The 14620-nt window shown below is 65.6% G+C and carries 15 protein-coding genes; 8 read left to right on the forward strand and 7 right to left on the reverse strand.

Going from position 1 to position 14620, the window contains the following annotated elements; genetic code table 11:
* Window positions 1-41: 41 nt before the first annotated feature.
* Both OSH05_RS13430 and OSH05_RS13435 read left to right on the forward strand, forming a co-directional pair.
* Window positions 42-1475, forward strand: a complete 1434-nt coding sequence (locus tag OSH05_RS13430) for a DegQ family serine endoprotease (protein ID WP_207778830.1) — start codon at window positions 42-44, stop codon at window positions 1473-1475.
* A gap of 2 nt (window positions 1476-1477) precedes the next feature.
* Complete coding sequence (locus OSH05_RS13435) at window positions 1478-2788, forward strand: replication-associated recombination protein A (RefSeq protein WP_104221246.1); 1311 nt, start codon at window positions 1478-1480, stop codon at window positions 2786-2788.
* A 48-nt stretch (window positions 2789-2836) separates the two neighbouring features.
* On the opposite strand, the gene OSH05_RS13440 is transcribed toward OSH05_RS13435, so the two are convergent.
* Entirely contained in the window at window positions 2837-3316 is a 480-nt protein-coding gene (locus tag OSH05_RS13440) for a YybH family protein (protein ID WP_165801727.1), read from the reverse strand.
* A gap of 114 nt (window positions 3317-3430) precedes the next feature.
* Here OSH05_RS13440 and OSH05_RS13445 point away from each other — a divergent pair, with 114 nt between their 5' ends.
* The 3 genes from OSH05_RS13445 to OSH05_RS13455 all read left to right on the forward strand — a co-directional run bounded on the left by OSH05_RS13445 (window position 3431) and on the right by OSH05_RS13455 (window position 4806).
* Window positions 3431-3712, forward strand: coding sequence for a type II toxin-antitoxin system Phd/YefM family antitoxin (locus OSH05_RS13445; RefSeq protein WP_104221244.1), 282 nt, complete (start codon window positions 3431-3433; stop codon window positions 3710-3712).
* Entirely contained in the window at window positions 3678-3953 is a 276-nt protein-coding gene (locus OSH05_RS13450) for a Txe/YoeB family addiction module toxin (protein ID WP_104221243.1), read from the forward strand. Before OSH05_RS13445 ends, OSH05_RS13450 begins: the two co-directional genes overlap by 35 nt.
* A gap of 232 nt (window positions 3954-4185) precedes the next feature.
* Window positions 4186-4806: a glutathione S-transferase family protein gene (locus OSH05_RS13455; protein WP_104221277.1), complete on the forward strand. Its 621-nt coding sequence runs from the start codon at window positions 4186-4188 to the stop codon at window positions 4804-4806.
* A 3-nt stretch (window positions 4807-4809) separates the two neighbouring features.
* Here the strand turns inward: OSH05_RS13455 and OSH05_RS13460 are convergent, their stop codons facing one another.
* Entirely contained in the window at window positions 4810-6291 is a 1482-nt protein-coding gene (locus tag OSH05_RS13460; protein WP_165801726.1) for a DHA2 family efflux MFS transporter permease subunit, read from the reverse strand.
* A 164-nt stretch (window positions 6292-6455) separates the two neighbouring features.
* Between OSH05_RS13460 and OSH05_RS13465 the strand changes: the two genes are divergently transcribed.
* The 3 genes from OSH05_RS13465 to OSH05_RS13475 all read left to right on the forward strand — a co-directional run bounded on the left by OSH05_RS13465 (window position 6456) and on the right by OSH05_RS13475 (window position 9816).
* Window positions 6456-7568 (forward strand): S-(hydroxymethyl)glutathione dehydrogenase/class III alcohol dehydrogenase, encoded by a 1113-nt coding sequence (locus OSH05_RS13465; RefSeq protein ID WP_104221241.1) that lies wholly within the window; start codon window positions 6456-6458, stop codon window positions 7566-7568.
* Window positions 7569-7582: 14 nt separating this feature from the next.
* Window positions 7583-8695 carry an AAA family ATPase gene (locus OSH05_RS13470; RefSeq protein WP_165801728.1) on the forward strand — a complete coding sequence of 371 codons (1113 nt, stop codon included), beginning with the start codon at window positions 7583-7585 and terminating at the stop codon, window positions 8693-8695.
* A 74-nt stretch (window positions 8696-8769) separates the two neighbouring features.
* Window positions 8770-9816, forward strand: a complete 1047-nt coding sequence (locus OSH05_RS13475) for a fatty acid desaturase (protein ID WP_104221239.1) — start codon at window positions 8770-8772, stop codon at window positions 9814-9816.
* A gap of 20 nt (window positions 9817-9836) precedes the next feature.
* Here OSH05_RS13475 and OSH05_RS13480 read toward each other — a convergent pair whose 3' ends face one another.
* The 5 genes from OSH05_RS13480 to OSH05_RS13500 form a co-directional block, all read right to left on the reverse strand.
* On the reverse strand, window positions 9837-10262 hold the full coding sequence (locus OSH05_RS13480; RefSeq protein ID WP_104221238.1) for an HIT family protein: 426 nt from the start codon (window positions 10260-10262) through the stop codon (window positions 9837-9839).
* Window positions 10263-10289: 27 nt separating this feature from the next.
* Window positions 10290-11975 (reverse strand): sulfatase-like hydrolase/transferase, encoded by a 1686-nt coding sequence (locus tag OSH05_RS13485; protein WP_104221237.1) that lies wholly within the window; start codon window positions 11973-11975, stop codon window positions 10290-10292.
* Window positions 11972-13228 carry a GNAT family N-acetyltransferase gene (locus tag OSH05_RS13490; RefSeq protein ID WP_104221236.1) on the reverse strand — a complete coding sequence of 419 codons (1257 nt, stop codon included), beginning with the start codon at window positions 13226-13228 and terminating at the stop codon, window positions 11972-11974. Before OSH05_RS13490 ends, OSH05_RS13485 begins: the two co-directional genes overlap by 4 nt.
* A gap of 145 nt (window positions 13229-13373) precedes the next feature.
* Window positions 13374-14129, reverse strand: coding sequence for a glycerophosphodiester phosphodiesterase family protein (locus tag OSH05_RS13495; protein ID WP_165801725.1), 756 nt, complete (start codon window positions 14127-14129; stop codon window positions 13374-13376).
* Window position 14130: 1 nt separating this feature from the next.
* Entirely contained in the window at window positions 14131-14595 is a 465-nt protein-coding gene (locus OSH05_RS13500; protein WP_104221234.1) for a RidA family protein, read from the reverse strand.
* Window positions 14596-14620: the final 25 nt, after the last annotated feature.

Consider the following 14620-nt stretch of genomic DNA (forward strand, 5'->3'; position numbering starts at 1 on the left):
AACATCGTCGAGGCGACAATGTCTTCAGGAGGTTCCGCGTCATGAGGCTGCGACTTGGGTTGTCCCTTGGGTTTTCCCTCGCGCTGTCTTTCCTCTGGCTGGCTGTTGCCGCCGATCTCCCCGCTCGCGCGGCCGAGCGCGCCGTTCCGCAGAGCGAGGCCGAAATCGGCCTTTCCTTCGCGCCGCTGGTCAAACGCATTTCGCCCGCCGTCGTCAATGTCTATGCCTCTCGGGTCGTCCAGCAGCGCATGTCGCCCTTCATGGACGATCCGTTCTTCCGCCGTTTCTTCGGCGGCGACGATTCGGGTGGCACGCCGAGAAAGCGCGTACAGCAGTCGCTCGGCTCGGGCGTGATCATAGATCCGTCAGGCGTCGTGGTGACGAACTACCACGTCATCGCCAATGCCGACGAAGTGAAGGTCGCCCTCTCCGACAAGCGGGAACTCGCCGCCGACATCATCCTGAAGGATGAGCGGATGGACCTCGCGGTGCTGCGGCTCAAGGGTGGCAAGGGGCCATATCCGGTGGTCGGGCTTGCCGATTCGGATGCGCTCGAGGTCGGCGATCTGGTGCTGGCCATCGGGGATCCCTTCGGCGTCGGCCAGACGGTTACGAGCGGCATCGTCTCGGCGCTCGCCCGCAGCCAGATCGGCGCTTCGGACTACCAGTTCTTCATCCAGACCGATGCGGCGATCAATCCCGGTAATTCCGGCGGCGCGCTGGTCGACATGAAGGGCAGACTCGTCGGCATCAACACGGCGATCTATTCGCGCTCCGGCGGGTCGATCGGCATCGGATTCGCGATCCCTTCCAATCTGGTCCGCATCGTTGTCCAGTCGGCGTTGACCGATGGCAAGGTGCGCCTGCCGTGGATTGGCGCCGATTTTCAGGACGTGACGTCCGACATTGCCGACGGGCTCGGCATTGACCGGCCCTATGGAGCGCTGGTGACGGCGGTGCGCGAGGACGGCCCGGCCGCGAAGGCTGGGCTCGTCGCCGGCGATCTCGTCGTCAAGGCCGACGGCCTCGACATCGACGATCCGAACGCGCTGCATTACCGCCTCGCAACTCGCGGCATCGGCGTCACGACGGAGCTGACCGTTCTGCGCGGCGGCAAGGAGACGAATTTGAGCCTCGCGCTGGAGGCGCCGCCGGAGGTGCCGCTGCGCGACGAGACCGAGATCCGGGCGCAATCGCCCTTCACCGGCGCCACGGTCGTCAATCTTTCGCCGGCCGTCATCGTAGATACGGGCTATAAAGGTCGACGCGAGCGCGGCGTGCTGATCGAGAAGGTCGCCGATGGTTCGATCGCGGCCAATGTCGGCTTTCGGCCCGGCGATGTGGTCGTCGAAGTGAATGGCACGCCGATCGACACGACCCGCGTCCTCGTCAGCGTTGCCGACCAGCAGGCGGATCTGTGGCGCCTGACGATCGAGCGCGACGGGCGGCTGATCCGCTCGTCGATCGGCGGCTAGCGATGGCCAATTTGTTCGAGGCGGCCGGACTGGAGCGGTCGGCGCCGCGGCCGCTCGCAGACCGGCTGCGGCCGGCTCGCCTCGCTGATGTCGTCGGGCAGGATCATCTGGTCGGCGAGAGCGGCGCGCTGACGCGCATGCTGAACTCGGGCTCTCTCGGCTCGATGATCTTCTGGGGCCCGCCGGGCACCGGCAAGACGACGGTGGCGCGGCTGCTGGCCGGCGAGACCGACCTGCATTTCGAGCAGATCTCCGCCGTCTTCACCGGCGTCGCCGATCTGAAGAAGGCGTTCGACCAGGCAAGGGCGCGGCGCCAGATCGGCAAGGGCACACTGCTCTTCGTCGATGAGATCCACCGCTTCAACCGCGCCCAGCAGGACAGCTTCCTGCCCGTGATGGAGGACGGTACCGTCACGCTGGTTGGCGCCACGACCGAAAATCCGTCCTTCGAACTGAACGCCGCGCTGCTTTCCCGCGCCCGCGTCCTCGTGTTCCATTCTCATGACGCCCACTCGATCGGGCAATTGCTGGAGCGGGCCGAGGCGACCGAAGGCAAGACGCTGCCTCTCGACGAGGAAGCGCGCGAGGTGCTGGTCCGCATGGCCGATGGCGACGGTCGCGCCTCCCTGACGCTCGCCGAAGAGGTCTGGCGTGCGGCGAGGGAAGGCGAGGTCTTCGACGCCAAGGCGCTGCAGGAGATCGTGCAGCGACGCGCCCCGATCTATGACAAGGGCCAGGACGGCCACTACAATCTGATCTCGGCATTGCATAAATCGGTGCGCGGCTCGGACCCGGACGCGGCGCTCTATTATCTGGCGCGCATGTTCGACGCCGGCGAGGACCCGCTCTATCTCGGACGGCGGCTGGTGCGGATGGCGGTCGAGGATATCGGCCTCGCCGATCCGCAGGCGCTGGTCATCGCCAATGCGGCCAAGGATGCCTATGACTATCTCGGCAGCCCGGAGGGCGAGCTCGCCTTCGCGCAGGCCTGCGTCTATCTCGCCACCGCGCCGAAATCGAACGCCGTCTACACCGCCTTCAAGGCGGCGACCCAGGCGGCCAAGCAGGGCGGCTCGCTGGTGCCGCCGAAGGTGATCCTGAACGCCCCGACCAAGCTGATGAAGGGCGAGGGCTATGGCTCGGGCTACCGCTACGACCATGACGAGCCCGACGCCTTCTCCGGCCAGGATTATTTCCCGGAGGCTCTCGGCCGGCAGAGCTTCTACGAGCCGGTCGAACGTGGCTTCGAGCGCGAGATCCGCAAGCGGATGGAGTATTGGGCGAAGCTCCGGAAGGAGCGGGGCGGGGAGTAGATCGCCCCCGCGCTCCCAGATGGCGCGGCGGCAGACGACGCGTCGACGCTATTTCAGCATCTCGTTTGCGCGCGTCGTGAAGGCGATGAATCTGGCGATCGACCAGCGTCCGTCGGGCTGGCGGCGGAAGATGTCCATGCCCTCCTCTTCGGTCGTGTCGGTTCCGTCCGCCGTCTTTGTCGTCAGCGTCCAGGTCAGGCGGACGATGGCGATGTCGCCTTTCATGATGATCTCGTGGATGTCGGGCCCGTCGTATCGAAGCTCCAGTCCTGTCTTGGCAAAGATCTTGGCGATGTTGGAACACATGGTCTGCTGCGTTCCGTCGGTGATCTCCGGCACGGAATAGATCAGATCCGGCGCGAAGAGATCACAGACGCCGGCCGCGTCGCGGGCGTTGAACGCCGCCGTCCAGGTCCGGAAGCGCTCGCGGATCGCTGCCTCGTCGGCGGAAGCGTCCGCATAGGCGGGCAGGGAGCCGAAAAACAGCGAAGCTGCGGTGAAGATCATCGCCAATCTTTGGTGAGACATGAGTTCCTCCCGGTGAGCCGCAACCGTCCGGTCCGGTGTGCCGGCATCTGCAATCTGTCTGAGTATCAAAGCAAGGTCGCTTGAACTCGTACAAGAAGATTGTACAATGGGGCCATGGCCCGCTCGACCACTTATTCGGCCCTCCGCTCCAATCTGAAGCAGGAACTCGACGCAGTTTGCGCCGATCATGAGCCACTTCGCGTCGAGCGCAAGAATGGCGAGGCGGTGGTCGTGGTCTCGGAGGCGGATTTCGCCTCGCTCGAAGAGACGGCCTATCTTCTGCGCTCGCCGGAGAATGCGAGGCGACTGATCAGCGCGATGCATGGAGATCGCTCCACCGACCGGGTCTTCGGAGGTGTCGATGAGCTCCGCGCGAAGCTTGGTCCTGGCCGCTGAGGCGCTCGACGACCTGATGTGGTGGACCGTGACCGATGCGCGGAAACCCGGTCGCATCCTCAAGCTGATCGAAGAAGTGCTGCGAACGCCGACGACCGGCACCGGCAAGCCCGAACCGCTCAAATATCTCGGCGGCTCTGTCTGGTCGCGCCGGATCGATCAGGAGCACCGCCTCGTCTATGCGGTGGAGAGCGACTCGATCCGCATGCTGCAATGTCGCTATCATTATGAGCGTCCGTGAGCGGAACACCGGGATGGGAACTGGATTTTATGATCGCCAGATTGCCGAATGGCGCGCCGCGGGCTGGACGATCGTGCAGTGCATTCGCGAGTTGGCCCACGCTCACGGGCTGCGGCTCGGTGAGGCGAAAGAGATTGTCCATCTCAGCCCAGCCTGGGCGGATGTGCGTCGGCAACATGATACGTTTCATGAGATCGTCGAAATGACTTTCCATCAATTGACGGCAGGCACCATGTTCCTCATCGGCCAATACGACTCCCCCTTCGTCCGCCGCGTCGGGATCGCGCTGAAGCTCTATGGCGTCGCCTTCGAGCAGAAGCCGTGGTCGACCTTTGCCGATGCCGACAAGATCGCGCCTTTCAATCCGCTGCGCCGTGTTCCAACTCTGGTTCTGGACAGCGGCGAGGTGCTGATCGAGAGCGCGGCGATCCTTGATTATCTCGACGAGGAGGCCGGTCCCGAGCGTGCGATGATCGCCGATCATGGTCCCGATCGGCGCCGGGCGCTGCAAATCTGCGCGTTGGCGACGGGTCTCGCCGACAAGGCGGTGATCCTGTTCTATGAGGGCGTGCTGCACCAGGAGAAGTCCGACGTCTGGGTCGCGCGCTGCAAGACGCAGATCGCCGAGGTGTTGGGCGTTCTGGAGCAGGATCGCGTCGCCCGCACCACACCTTGGTGGTTCGGCGAGACCATCGGTCACGCCGATATCGCGGTCGCCTGCGCGCTTCGCTTCGTGCGCGACGTGCATCCGGCGCTGTTCGGCGATCATCCGGCGCTGCTAGCCCATGCCGAGCGCTGCGAGGCGATGCCCGTCTTCGCCGAGATTTCGCAGGCCTTCAGCCCACCGGCCTGAGCGTCAGGTCTGCGGTTCGAGGCGGCGGCGCCACCACGTCGCGATCGCCGCGATCAGCGCCAGGATGAAGAGCAGGCCAAAGCTCGTCTCGACGGCGCCCAGCATCGGGTGACCGTAGAAATAGACGTCGGTATTCGTCGCCCCTGCTATGACCTCCGTGCGCCAATGCAGCATCGAGGCTGAACTGGCAACGCCGAGGCTGACGCCCAGCATCCGGGCAAGGTTGATCAGCGCGCCGGCCTCGCCGGCAAAGGCCGGTGGCGCCGCCCCCATGGTGGCGCTGTTGTTTGGCGCCATGAAGAAGCCGAGCCCGGCGCCGAAGACCGCGAGCGCGGCCATGCCGATCATGCGCGAGGGCGTCGCTTCCAGCGCCACCAGAGAGAGGGTGAGCAGCGCGATCGCCGCCAGCGCCATACCGAAGAGGGCCAGCGTCGCGGTTCCGAAGCGCTTGACCAGAGCGCCCGCGAACGGTGCGGCGATACCGAGCGCGATCGGGATGGCGGAGAGACGCAGGCCGGCGCGCTCCGGTGGTTCATCCAGTCCTCGAATCGCCGCATAGGACATCAGGTAGAACATGCCGTAAAGCAGCGCGAAGGCGAGCAGCACGGCGAGGACGCCGAGCGAGAACGGCTTTGACGCGAAGATGCCGAGATCGATCAGCGGCGAAGCCGTCCGTTTCTCGCGCACGATGAACAGCGCCAGCAGGACGATGCCGCCGATCCCGAAGCCAAGCGCCGGCAGCGAGGCGAGGCCCCAGTCGGCGAGATGGTTGAGGACCAGCACCAGGCTGACGATCGACGGGCCGAGCAGCAGCGCGCCCTGCCAGTCGAATGGACGCGGATCGCGCTCTGTGTCATTCGGCAAGATGAGCCAGCCCGCCACGGCTCCGATGAGGCCGATCGGGACGGTGACCCAGAAGATCGCCTGCCAGCCGAACGCGCTGAGCAGCAGGCCGCCGGCGATCGGCCCGAGGCTGACGCCGACGGCCTGCGCGGCGGAGAAATAGCCCATGGCGCGGGCGCGTCGTTCCTTGCCGGCCGCGTGGTTGAGAATCACGATCGAATTGGCGCCGAGGCTGGCGCCGCCAATGCCCTGCAGAATGCGAAAGGCGATGAGTTCCGGCAGGCTGGTCGCCATGCCGCAAAGCGCCGAGGCGGCGACGAAGATCAATATGCCGGCGAGATAGAGCCTCTTGCGGCCGAACATCTCGCAGAGCCGGCCGAAGATGGGCAGCGCGGCCGCGAAGGCGAGCACATAGGCGAGCGCCACCCAGCTCGCCAATGTCTCGCGGGTCTGGAAGACGACCGCAAGATCGGGAAGGGCCAGCTGGACGACGCTGGCATCGAACTGGCCCATCGCGGCGCCGATGCAGGTGATGGCGACGATCGGCCAGGGATTGGAGTGCTGCCGCGCCGGGTCGGCTGGCGGTGGCGCCCCGGCCGTCGAATTTCCGCCCGCCTGCCTATCCGATACTGCCCCGTCCATCCGACCGTCCCCCGACATCCCGATTGCATGCAATGGCTAGCATGAGGCGCGCGGCGGATGGAACGTCTATCGCGTCCTCTTCCCTGCGCTTCGGCGCCGCGTATAAGCTGCATTACGATGGAACCTCGCCGGGACGAGGATTCGAGAAAAGAGAGGAACCGCCGATGAAGACCCGCGCCGCCGTCGCCTGGGAAGCCAACAAGCCGCTGACCATCGAGACCATCGACCTGGACGGTCCAAGGGCCGGGGAGGTCCTGGTGGAGATCATGGCGACGGGCGTTTGCCACACCGACGCCTACACGCTGTCGGGCCTCGATTCGGAGGGCAAGTTTCCGGCGATCCTCGGCCATGAGGGCGCGGGCATCGTCCGCGAAATCGGCGCCGGGGTCACCTCGGTCAAGGTCGGCGACCACGTCATTCCGCTCTATACGCCCGAGTGCCGCAACTGCAAGACCTGCCTGTCGCGCCGTTCCAACCTCTGCACCTCGATCCGCTCGACGCAGGGGCAGGGCCTGATGCCGGACCAGACGTCGCGCTTCTCCTGCTCGGACGAGACGGTGTTCCACTATATGGGCACGTCGACCTTCTCGAATTTCACCGTGCTGCCCGAGATCGCCGTCGCCAAGGTCCGTGAGGACGCCCCCTTCGACAAGATCTGCTACATCGGCTGCGGCGTCACCACCGGCATCGGCGCGGTGGTCTATACGGCCAAGGTCTGGGCCGGCGCCAATGTCGTCGTGTTCGGCCTCGGCGGCATCGGATTGAACGTGATCCAGGGCGCGCGCATGGTCGGCGCCGACAAGATCATCGGCGTCGATCTCAACCCCGGCAAGGTCGAGATGGCCAAGAAGTTCGGCATGACGCACTTCATCAATCCGGACGAGGTCGGCCGCGACAAGGTCGTGCAGGCGATCGTCGACCTGACCGGAGGTGGCGCGGACTTCTCCTTCGAGTGCATCGGCAATGTCCACACCATGCGCCAGGCGCTCGAATGCTGCCATCGCGGCTGGGGTGAATCGATCATCATCGGCGTCGCCCCCTCGGGCACCGAGATCTCGACCCGCCCGTTCCAGCTCGTCACCGGCCGCGTCTGGCGCGGCTCGGCCTTCGGCGGTGCCCGCGGCCGCACCGATGTGCCGAAGATTGTCGACTGGTACATGGAGGGCAAGATCAACATCGACGACCTGATCACCCACACCATGCCCCTCGACGAGATCAACACGGCGTTTGATCTCATGCATGAGGGGAAATCGATCCGGTCGGTGGTGGTCTACTGAGGCGGAGCGTGCCGCTGAGGGTCACTTCGGTATCGGCCGAACTCTATCGGTCGATCCGGCGGATCCGGGTGCCTGTCGGGCATTTGACGGTGCTCGTCGGGCGCAATGGCGTCGGCAAGACTAATCTCTATCGGTCGCTGGAACTGCTGGCCGCCGCCGCGCGCGGCACGATTACGCGTGAGATCGCGGAGGAGGGCGGGGTCGAATCCGTCCTTTGGGCGGGTCCGCGCCGCAAGGGCGACCCGGTCCGGCTGAAGCTGGAGGCCGAGTTCGGCGACCTCGCCTATTCGATCGAGATTGGTCTGCCGTCGCCGATCGACGAGGCGGCGCTGACAGCGACCGAGCCGATGGTGAAAGCCGAGGAGCTGGTTCGCATCGGCAGCCGCAAGCCGGTGACCCTCGCCAAGCGGCAGGGGCCGAGCGCCTGGCTCCGCGACGAGAATGGCGAGCGGCAGTCCTATGAAGTTGCGCTCGTCCCCTCCGAGACGGCGCTGTCGGGGTTTCGCGATCCCGGCCGTTTCACCGAGCTGGACCTCGTGCGCCGCGCGCTGCTCGACTGGCGCTTCTATCACGACTTCCGTACCGACAAGGGCTCGCCGATCCGGCGCCCGGCCGTCGCGGTCACCACGCCGACACTTGCCTCCGATGGCTCCGATATGGCCGCGACGCTCGCCACCGTGATGGAATTGCGTGGCGAAGCGCCAGCGATCGAGGCGGCGATCCTCGACGCGTTTCCCGGCGCGCGGCTTCAGCCCGTCTTTGCGGCAGGACGTGTTTCGATCGCGCTTCGGTTTGCCGATCTGCCGCGCGCGCTGGGCGTCCATGAGCTTTCGGACGGAACGCTCGCCTATCTCTGTCTTGTCGCGGCGCTCGCTTCCTATCGGCTACCCGGCTTCATTGCGCTCAACGAACCGGAAACGAGCCTGCATCCGGACCTGATCGCCCCGCTCGCCCGCCTGATCGCGCGCGCGGCTGAACGGACGCAGGTCTGGGTGGTGACGCATTCCGTCTTGCTGGCGGCGGCACTCGAGCGGGAAGGCGGCGTGGTTCCGCGGACTGTCGTCAAGCAGGATGGTGCCACCTGGATCGAAGGGCTGAAGCTCTTTGGCGAATTCGACGAGGGCTGAGCGGCGATGCGAATCTTCGCCTCTGTCGTGCGGAAGTTCGGGCTTTCCGCGTGCGATTGCAGTACGGTTCTTCCATGACACAAACTTTCGACACTGCGAGCCGGGCCGCGCCTGGAGACGTTCGTCGTTGGCCCAAGCTTCTGGCTGCCTATCGCGAACCCAACGAATGGCGCAGCGCATTCGAAATCCTGGTCACGGTCGTACCCTTCGCAGCCTTCTGGATTGCCATGTGGTGGCTGGTCCATGTCGGGTTCTGGTGGGCGGCGCTGCTGCTGGTCGTTCCGGCGGCCGGCTTTCTCGTGCGCCTGTTCATGATCCAGCACGATTGCGGCCACGACGCTTTTTTTCGCCGCCGCGACGTCAATGATTGGGTTGGCCGCATCATCGGCGTGGCGACGTTCACGCCGTATGATTATTGGCGGCGTACCCATGCGGTGCATCATGCCTCATCCGGCAATCTGGATCAGCGCGGCTTGGGCGACATTACGACGCTGACCATTGAGGAGTATCGCGCGCGCGGATTCTGGGGGCGGCTCGGCTATCGCCTCTACCGCCACCCGATCGTCATGTTCGGCATTGGGCCGGCCTATATGTTCCTGCTGCAATTCCGGCTGCCGATTGGGCTGATGCGGAGTGGCTGGCAGCCTTGGGCGAGCACGATGGGCACCAATCTCGCCATTCTGGCGGTTGCGGGGCTGTTGATGTGGCTGGTCGGCGTCGGGCCGTTCCTGATGATCCAACTGCCGATCGTCGTGGTCGGCGCTTCGATCGGTGTGTGGCTGTTCTATGTGCAGCACCAGTTCGAGGGCACGTTCTGGGCCCGTCCGCCGGAATGGACGCATCAGGAAGCGGCGCTGCATGGCAGCTCCTATTACGCGCTGCCCGGCTTCCTGCGCTGGATGACGGCCAATATCGGCGTGCACCATGTGCACCATTTGTCGAGCCGCATTCCCTATTACAATCTGCCCAAGGTGCTGAAGAAGCATCCGGAACTGGCTCATGTCGGCCGGATCACCATTCGGGAGAGCCTGAGTTCGGTGCGCCTTGTCCTCTGGGACGAGACGCGGCGCTCGCTGGTGCCGTTCAAGGGCTGGAAGGCCCGGGCGGCTGCCGCCGCCTGACCGCGGCGGCGCTTCGCCGATCAGGCGGCCAGCACCGCGCGGAGCTTGTCGGCGCCCGCGGCCAGCACTTCGCTTTTTTCCATCGTGCCGGAATGCGGCCGCAGCGGCACGCCGTCGAAGCGCGGCACGACGTGGAAGTGCAGGTGGAATACCGTCTGCCCGCCCGCCGGTTCGTTGAACTGGAACACCGAGACGCCATCGGCCGCGAAGGCCGTCTTGACGGCGACAGCGAGGCGCTGGACCACGGCGATGAGCTTGGCGAGCGCCAGCGGATCGGCATCGAGCAGATTGCGCGACGGCGCCTTCGGCAGCACCAGCAGATGGCCCGGCCCCTGCGGCATCACATCCATGATGGCGATGGCATCGTCGTCCTCATAGACACGCTGCGACGGAATCTCGCCGCGCAGGATCTTCGCGAAGATGTTGCTGTCGTCGTAGTCGGCCATGTCTCAAATCCTCGTTGGTGCTTCGAGTTAGGCGCGTTCGGCGGCTATCCGCAAGGCCGTGGCGTCGGGCGCGAGCCGGATCGCGCCTTGCTCGACCAGGGCCCGGTGGAAGGCGCGCTTCTTCGACGATGGCGAGGCCATATAGGCGGCACCGCATTCTTCCATCAAGGAGAGCCGTGTCGCCGTGATGGCGTCCAGCGGCAGACCGGAGGCAGCGAGCGCTGCCGTTCCCAGCATGGCGATGTCGAGCCGGTCGGACAGGCCAGCGAAATCGGGTTCGAAGCCGACCGCCTCCAGCGCGAAGAAGGTTTCGAACTGGCGCGGATCGTCGGTCGGGATCGAAAGCGCCTGCTCGATCGCCCGCGTCATGGTCGGCTGGTGGTCGCCATAGCGCACGAATAGCATCGGCCGGCCCGGATAGCGCGCGGCGAGCGCCGCCTTGAACGCCGCCCAGCTTTCCGCCGTCTCGTCGAGGCGGGCGCAATATTCGGCATAGGTCGGGTCGGGCAGGGCCCGCATGGCGAAGGCGCGGGCCGCCTCGCGAATTCCCGGCGGGATGATCCGCGTCTCATGCGGCCCGTGGTTGAAATTGGTCAGCGCCATGACGAAGCGCGGCGCCGGATCGGCATCGATCGAATGCACCAGCGCGGCCTGCGTCGCGGCGAAGAATTCGGTATCGGAATTGGTGATCTCGAAGGCGGCGAGGTCGAAGGGCGGCGGATAGGTGTCGGAGAAATGCCGCTCCTCGACGCCGATGCCAGCATAGAACGCGTCATAGTTCAGGAAGTCGCGCCGGCAGCTCGTCGCGAGCAGGGTGCGATAGCCGAGGCCTGCAAGCTCGGTCGGCAGCGCATGTGGGAAGCGGCCGACGCCCTTCTTGAACAGGAAATAGGAATCCGGACCGAAGCTCGCCGAAGAGAGACCGGTGAGCAGGCTGAATTCGGTCTGCCACGAGCCGCCGCCATAGATGTCGACATGCAGGCGGCCGCTATGTCCGCCGGCCGGCGCCAGGAACGCGCCGATCCTGTCGTCGACAGGGAGGCCGAAAAGGCGCGGATCAAAGACGGATTCGTGCTGCACGACGATGATGTCGGGGCGGGCGGACGATCGCGCCGATCGCGGCGCTGCGAGTGGCAGCGGCGCTTCGCCAACGTCCAGCATGCGCAGGCCATTCGTCGGCCACCAACTGGCGACATCGACGATCGAGGCGAGGAAGAACGAGAAGAAGCGCGCCCCGGCGTTCAGATCCGCCCGGAAACGACGGGCGCCGCCAGCCGCGACATAGGCGGCCATCATGGCACCGAACGAGGTGGCGAGGACCAGCCAGCGCTGTGGCCAGCCGAGCGTGTGTCCGCGCAGGAAGAGGCCGCCGAGGAGCGCGATCAGCGCCAGCCCGGCCGCCGTGGCGAAGGTCAGCATCGCCGTTCGCCGGTATTGGCGCACCATGAAGGGCAGCGTACCGGCGAAACTCAGCGCCAGATCGGCGAAGGCGAGCTTCATGCCGCTATGGTGATGCTTCACCGCCGAGGCGCCGGCGATGGTGAGCGACAGGACGAGGGCGAACAGCACTGCGCGGCCCGCATCGCCGAAGGGCAGCAGAAACAGCGCGGTCAGGAAGGCAAAGGCCGACATCGTGAACAGCACGGCCTTCGGCCGTCGCTCGGCGACCAGCAGGATCGCTGCCGCGCCGAGCCAGGCAAGGAGTGCTGTCAAGAAGGCTCTCCCGCGCGGAAAGGAACATGGTCTTCGAGGATCTCATGTTCGGCCGCGACCGCTTCGCGCTCGCGGCGCAGATAGTCGGAGATGGCGGCGCGGAAATTCGGGTCGGCAATGTAGTGGGCCGACCGCGTGATGACCGGACGGTAGCCGCGCGCCAGCTTGTGCTCGCCCTGCGCCCCGGCCTCGACGCGTGGCAGGCGGTTCGCGATCGCCCATTCGACCGCCTGATGGTAGCAGATCTCGAAATGCAGGAACGGAACCTCCTCGGTGGTTCCCCAATAACGCCCATAGAGCGCATCGGAGCCGATGAAATTGAGGGCGCCGGCGATGCGTCGGTTTCCCCGGCGGGCGAAGATGAGCAGGATGCGGTCGGCCATGCGCTCTCCTACGAGCGAGAAGAACCGCCGGTTCAGATAAGGCCGCCCCCATTTGCGCGCGCCGGTGTCGGTATAGAATTCGAAGAACGCGTCCCAGGCCGCCTCGTCCAGTGCCTTGCCGGTGACGATCTCGACCTCGATGCCGTCGCTAAGCGCGTCGCGCCGCTCGCGGCGGATCGCCTTGCGCTTGCGCGAGGCGAGCGCCTCCAGAAAATCCTCGAAATCGCGATAGAATGGGTTTTCGAACTGGAACTGCTGGTCGGCGCGAGGCAGGAAGCCGGCGCCTTCCAGGATCGCGCCATCCCGCTCCTCGAGGAAGGTGGCATGGATCGACGATCCGCCGATGCGCCGGTTCAGTTCCAACAGGCCGGCGGTAAGCGCGGCGCGGGCATCGTCATCGGAGCGGTTGCGAACGAGCAGGCGCGGCCCGGTGGCCGGCGTGAACGGCACCGAGACCTGGAGCTTGGGATAATACCGTCCGCCGGCCCGCTCATAGGCGTCGGCCCAGCCATGGTCGAAGACATATTCGCCCATGGAATGGGTCTTTTCATAGCACGGCACGATCGCGGCGGGGCCGTCCGTACCATCGAGAACGAGATGGCGAGCCCGCCAGCCGGAGCGCGCGGTCGCCGATCCTGAGGCCTCCAATGCTTCGAGAAAATCATAGGAAATGAAGGGGTTATACGGCAGTCGTTCAGAAACTGAATCAAGCGCAGCCGCGCCGTTTGCCGCCTTTAGGAACGTCGCCGCGTCCTCACCAAAGGGTCGGACGGAATCCCAGCCAGGATTGGCGCAAGCGTCCCACTCAAGCCGGCTGATCTCGGTCAGCGAGGAGAGGACGGTCAGCCGCGCGTCGCGGGATGCGGTCATGGAAGGCGGCACTCGCAAATGGGGGGACGGCGAACCATCCCACCATCTAGCGCGCAAGAGGGCAAGCGCAAGCGGATGTCGCGAGGGAGACTCAGCGCGTTTCCGCCCCCCCGTGCGTCCGAAAACGGTGAAGGAAGTCCATTCCTTACGAATCGGCGTCCGGATCGAACCCCTCGAACGTGATCTGGTCGGCGCAGATCCTGGCCTTTTCGCGCTGGTCCGGCGTGCGGATCGTCCAGGTGATGAGCGGGCCTTGGGTGGCTCGAAACTTCGAGGTGTGGAAGCTGGGCAGGCCGCCGATGTCGAAGGAGACGAAGCAGGCGCCGGCGGCGGGCACGTCCATCAGGTGCCGAAGCCGAAAGCGTCGTTCGCGCGAGAGGAAGCCCCAATCATTCAGGTCGAGATAGCGATCAGCGACGATGCCTCGCGGAATCGACGGCGCGAGGCTGCGCATTTCGATCATTGATTCGGGGTCGAATGACATGACGACGAATGGGCCGGAATAGGTGGCGAGGATCGGCGCAACCGCCCGCTCCAGACGGCGATTGCCGGAAAAATCGCTCTTCAATTCGATGACGAGCGGCGCGGCTCCGGCAACGCACTCCAGCAATTCGCCAAGCGTCGGCACTGAGTCGGGGGCGGCGCGGAAAGGCAGGGCCGTGAGCTCCGCGAGGCTCAGATCCTCGACGCGGCCCGTTCCCACCAGAAGACGGTCGACCGTGTCGTCATGGAAGACCACGACTTCACCGTCGCGGGTCATCTGCAGGTCGACTTCGATCGCGAATCGCTTGTCGATCGCTGCCTGTACAGCCGGGAGCGTGTTCTCGATTCGCCCTGCCGCGGCATCGTGATAGCCGCGATGCGCGATCGGGCGGGCGGTGAGCCAGGCCGGCGCGGTCATGTCATGCGATCTCGAGGATCGCTTCGATCTCGACGGCAACGCCGAAGGGCAGGCCGCCGACGCCCACGGCCGAGCGGGCATGGCGACCCTTGTCGCCGAAGATTTCGACGAAGAAGTCCGAGGCGCCGTTGATCACCTTGGGCTGGTCGGCGAAGCCGGGAGCGCAACGGACAAAGCCGACAAGCTTCACGACGCGCGCGACCCGGTCGAGATCGCCCAGCGCTGCCTTGGCCTGGGCGAGGATATTAATGGCACAGAGCTTGGCCGCGGCCCGGCCTTCCTCGATGCCGAATTCGGCGCCGAGCGCGCCGACAAATTCGATGCCGCTGCTGCCGACCGGGATCTGGCCGGACACATAGAGCATGCCGCGACTCTCGACGAAGGGGACGTAATTTGCGGCCGGCGCGGCCGGCGTCGGCAACAGGATGCCGAGGGCGGCGAGGCGGCTTTCGATGAGGCCCGACATGGTTGGCTCCGGAATTAACATACCG

The sequence above is a fragment of the Kaistia algarum genome, from assembly GCF_026343945.1.
Lineage (GTDB): Bacteria > Pseudomonadota > Alphaproteobacteria > Rhizobiales > Kaistiaceae > Kaistia > Kaistia algarum.

Coding starts and splice junctions, on each gene's coding strand:
- OSH05_RS13430 (WP_207778830.1), top strand. CDS start 42: ATGAGGCTGCGACTTGGGTTGTCCCTTGGGTTTTCCCTCGCGCTGTCT.
- OSH05_RS13435 (WP_104221246.1), top strand. CDS start 1,478: ATGGCCAATTTGTTCGAGGCGGCCGGACTGGAGCGGTCGGCGCCGCGG.
- OSH05_RS13440 (WP_165801727.1), bottom strand. CDS start 3,316: ATGTCTCACCAAAGATTGGCGATGATCTTCACCGCAGCTTCGCTGTTT.
- OSH05_RS13445 (WP_104221244.1), top strand. CDS start 3,431: ATGGCCCGCTCGACCACTTATTCGGCCCTCCGCTCCAATCTGAAGCAG.
- OSH05_RS13450 (WP_104221243.1), top strand. CDS start 3,678: ATGAGCTCCGCGCGAAGCTTGGTCCTGGCCGCTGAGGCGCTCGACGAC.
- OSH05_RS13455 (WP_104221277.1), top strand. CDS start 4,186: ATGTTCCTCATCGGCCAATACGACTCCCCCTTCGTCCGCCGCGTCGGG.
- OSH05_RS13460 (WP_165801726.1), bottom strand. CDS start 6,291: ATGGACGGGGCAGTATCGGATAGGCAGGCGGGCGGAAATTCGACGGCC.
- OSH05_RS13465 (WP_104221241.1), top strand. CDS start 6,456: ATGAAGACCCGCGCCGCCGTCGCCTGGGAAGCCAACAAGCCGCTGACC.
- OSH05_RS13475 (WP_104221239.1), top strand. CDS start 8,770: ATGACACAAACTTTCGACACTGCGAGCCGGGCCGCGCCTGGAGACGTT.
- OSH05_RS13480 (WP_104221238.1), bottom strand. CDS start 10,262: ATGGCCGACTACGACGACAGCAACATCTTCGCGAAGATCCTGCGCGGC.
- OSH05_RS13490 (WP_104221236.1), bottom strand. CDS start 13,228: ATGACCGCATCCCGCGACGCGCGGCTGACCGTCCTCTCCTCGCTGACC.
- OSH05_RS13495 (WP_165801725.1), bottom strand. CDS start 14,129: ATGACCGCGCCGGCCTGGCTCACCGCCCGCCCGATCGCGCATCGCGGC.
- OSH05_RS13500 (WP_104221234.1), bottom strand. CDS start 14,595: ATGTCGGGCCTCATCGAAAGCCGCCTCGCCGCCCTCGGCATCCTGTTG.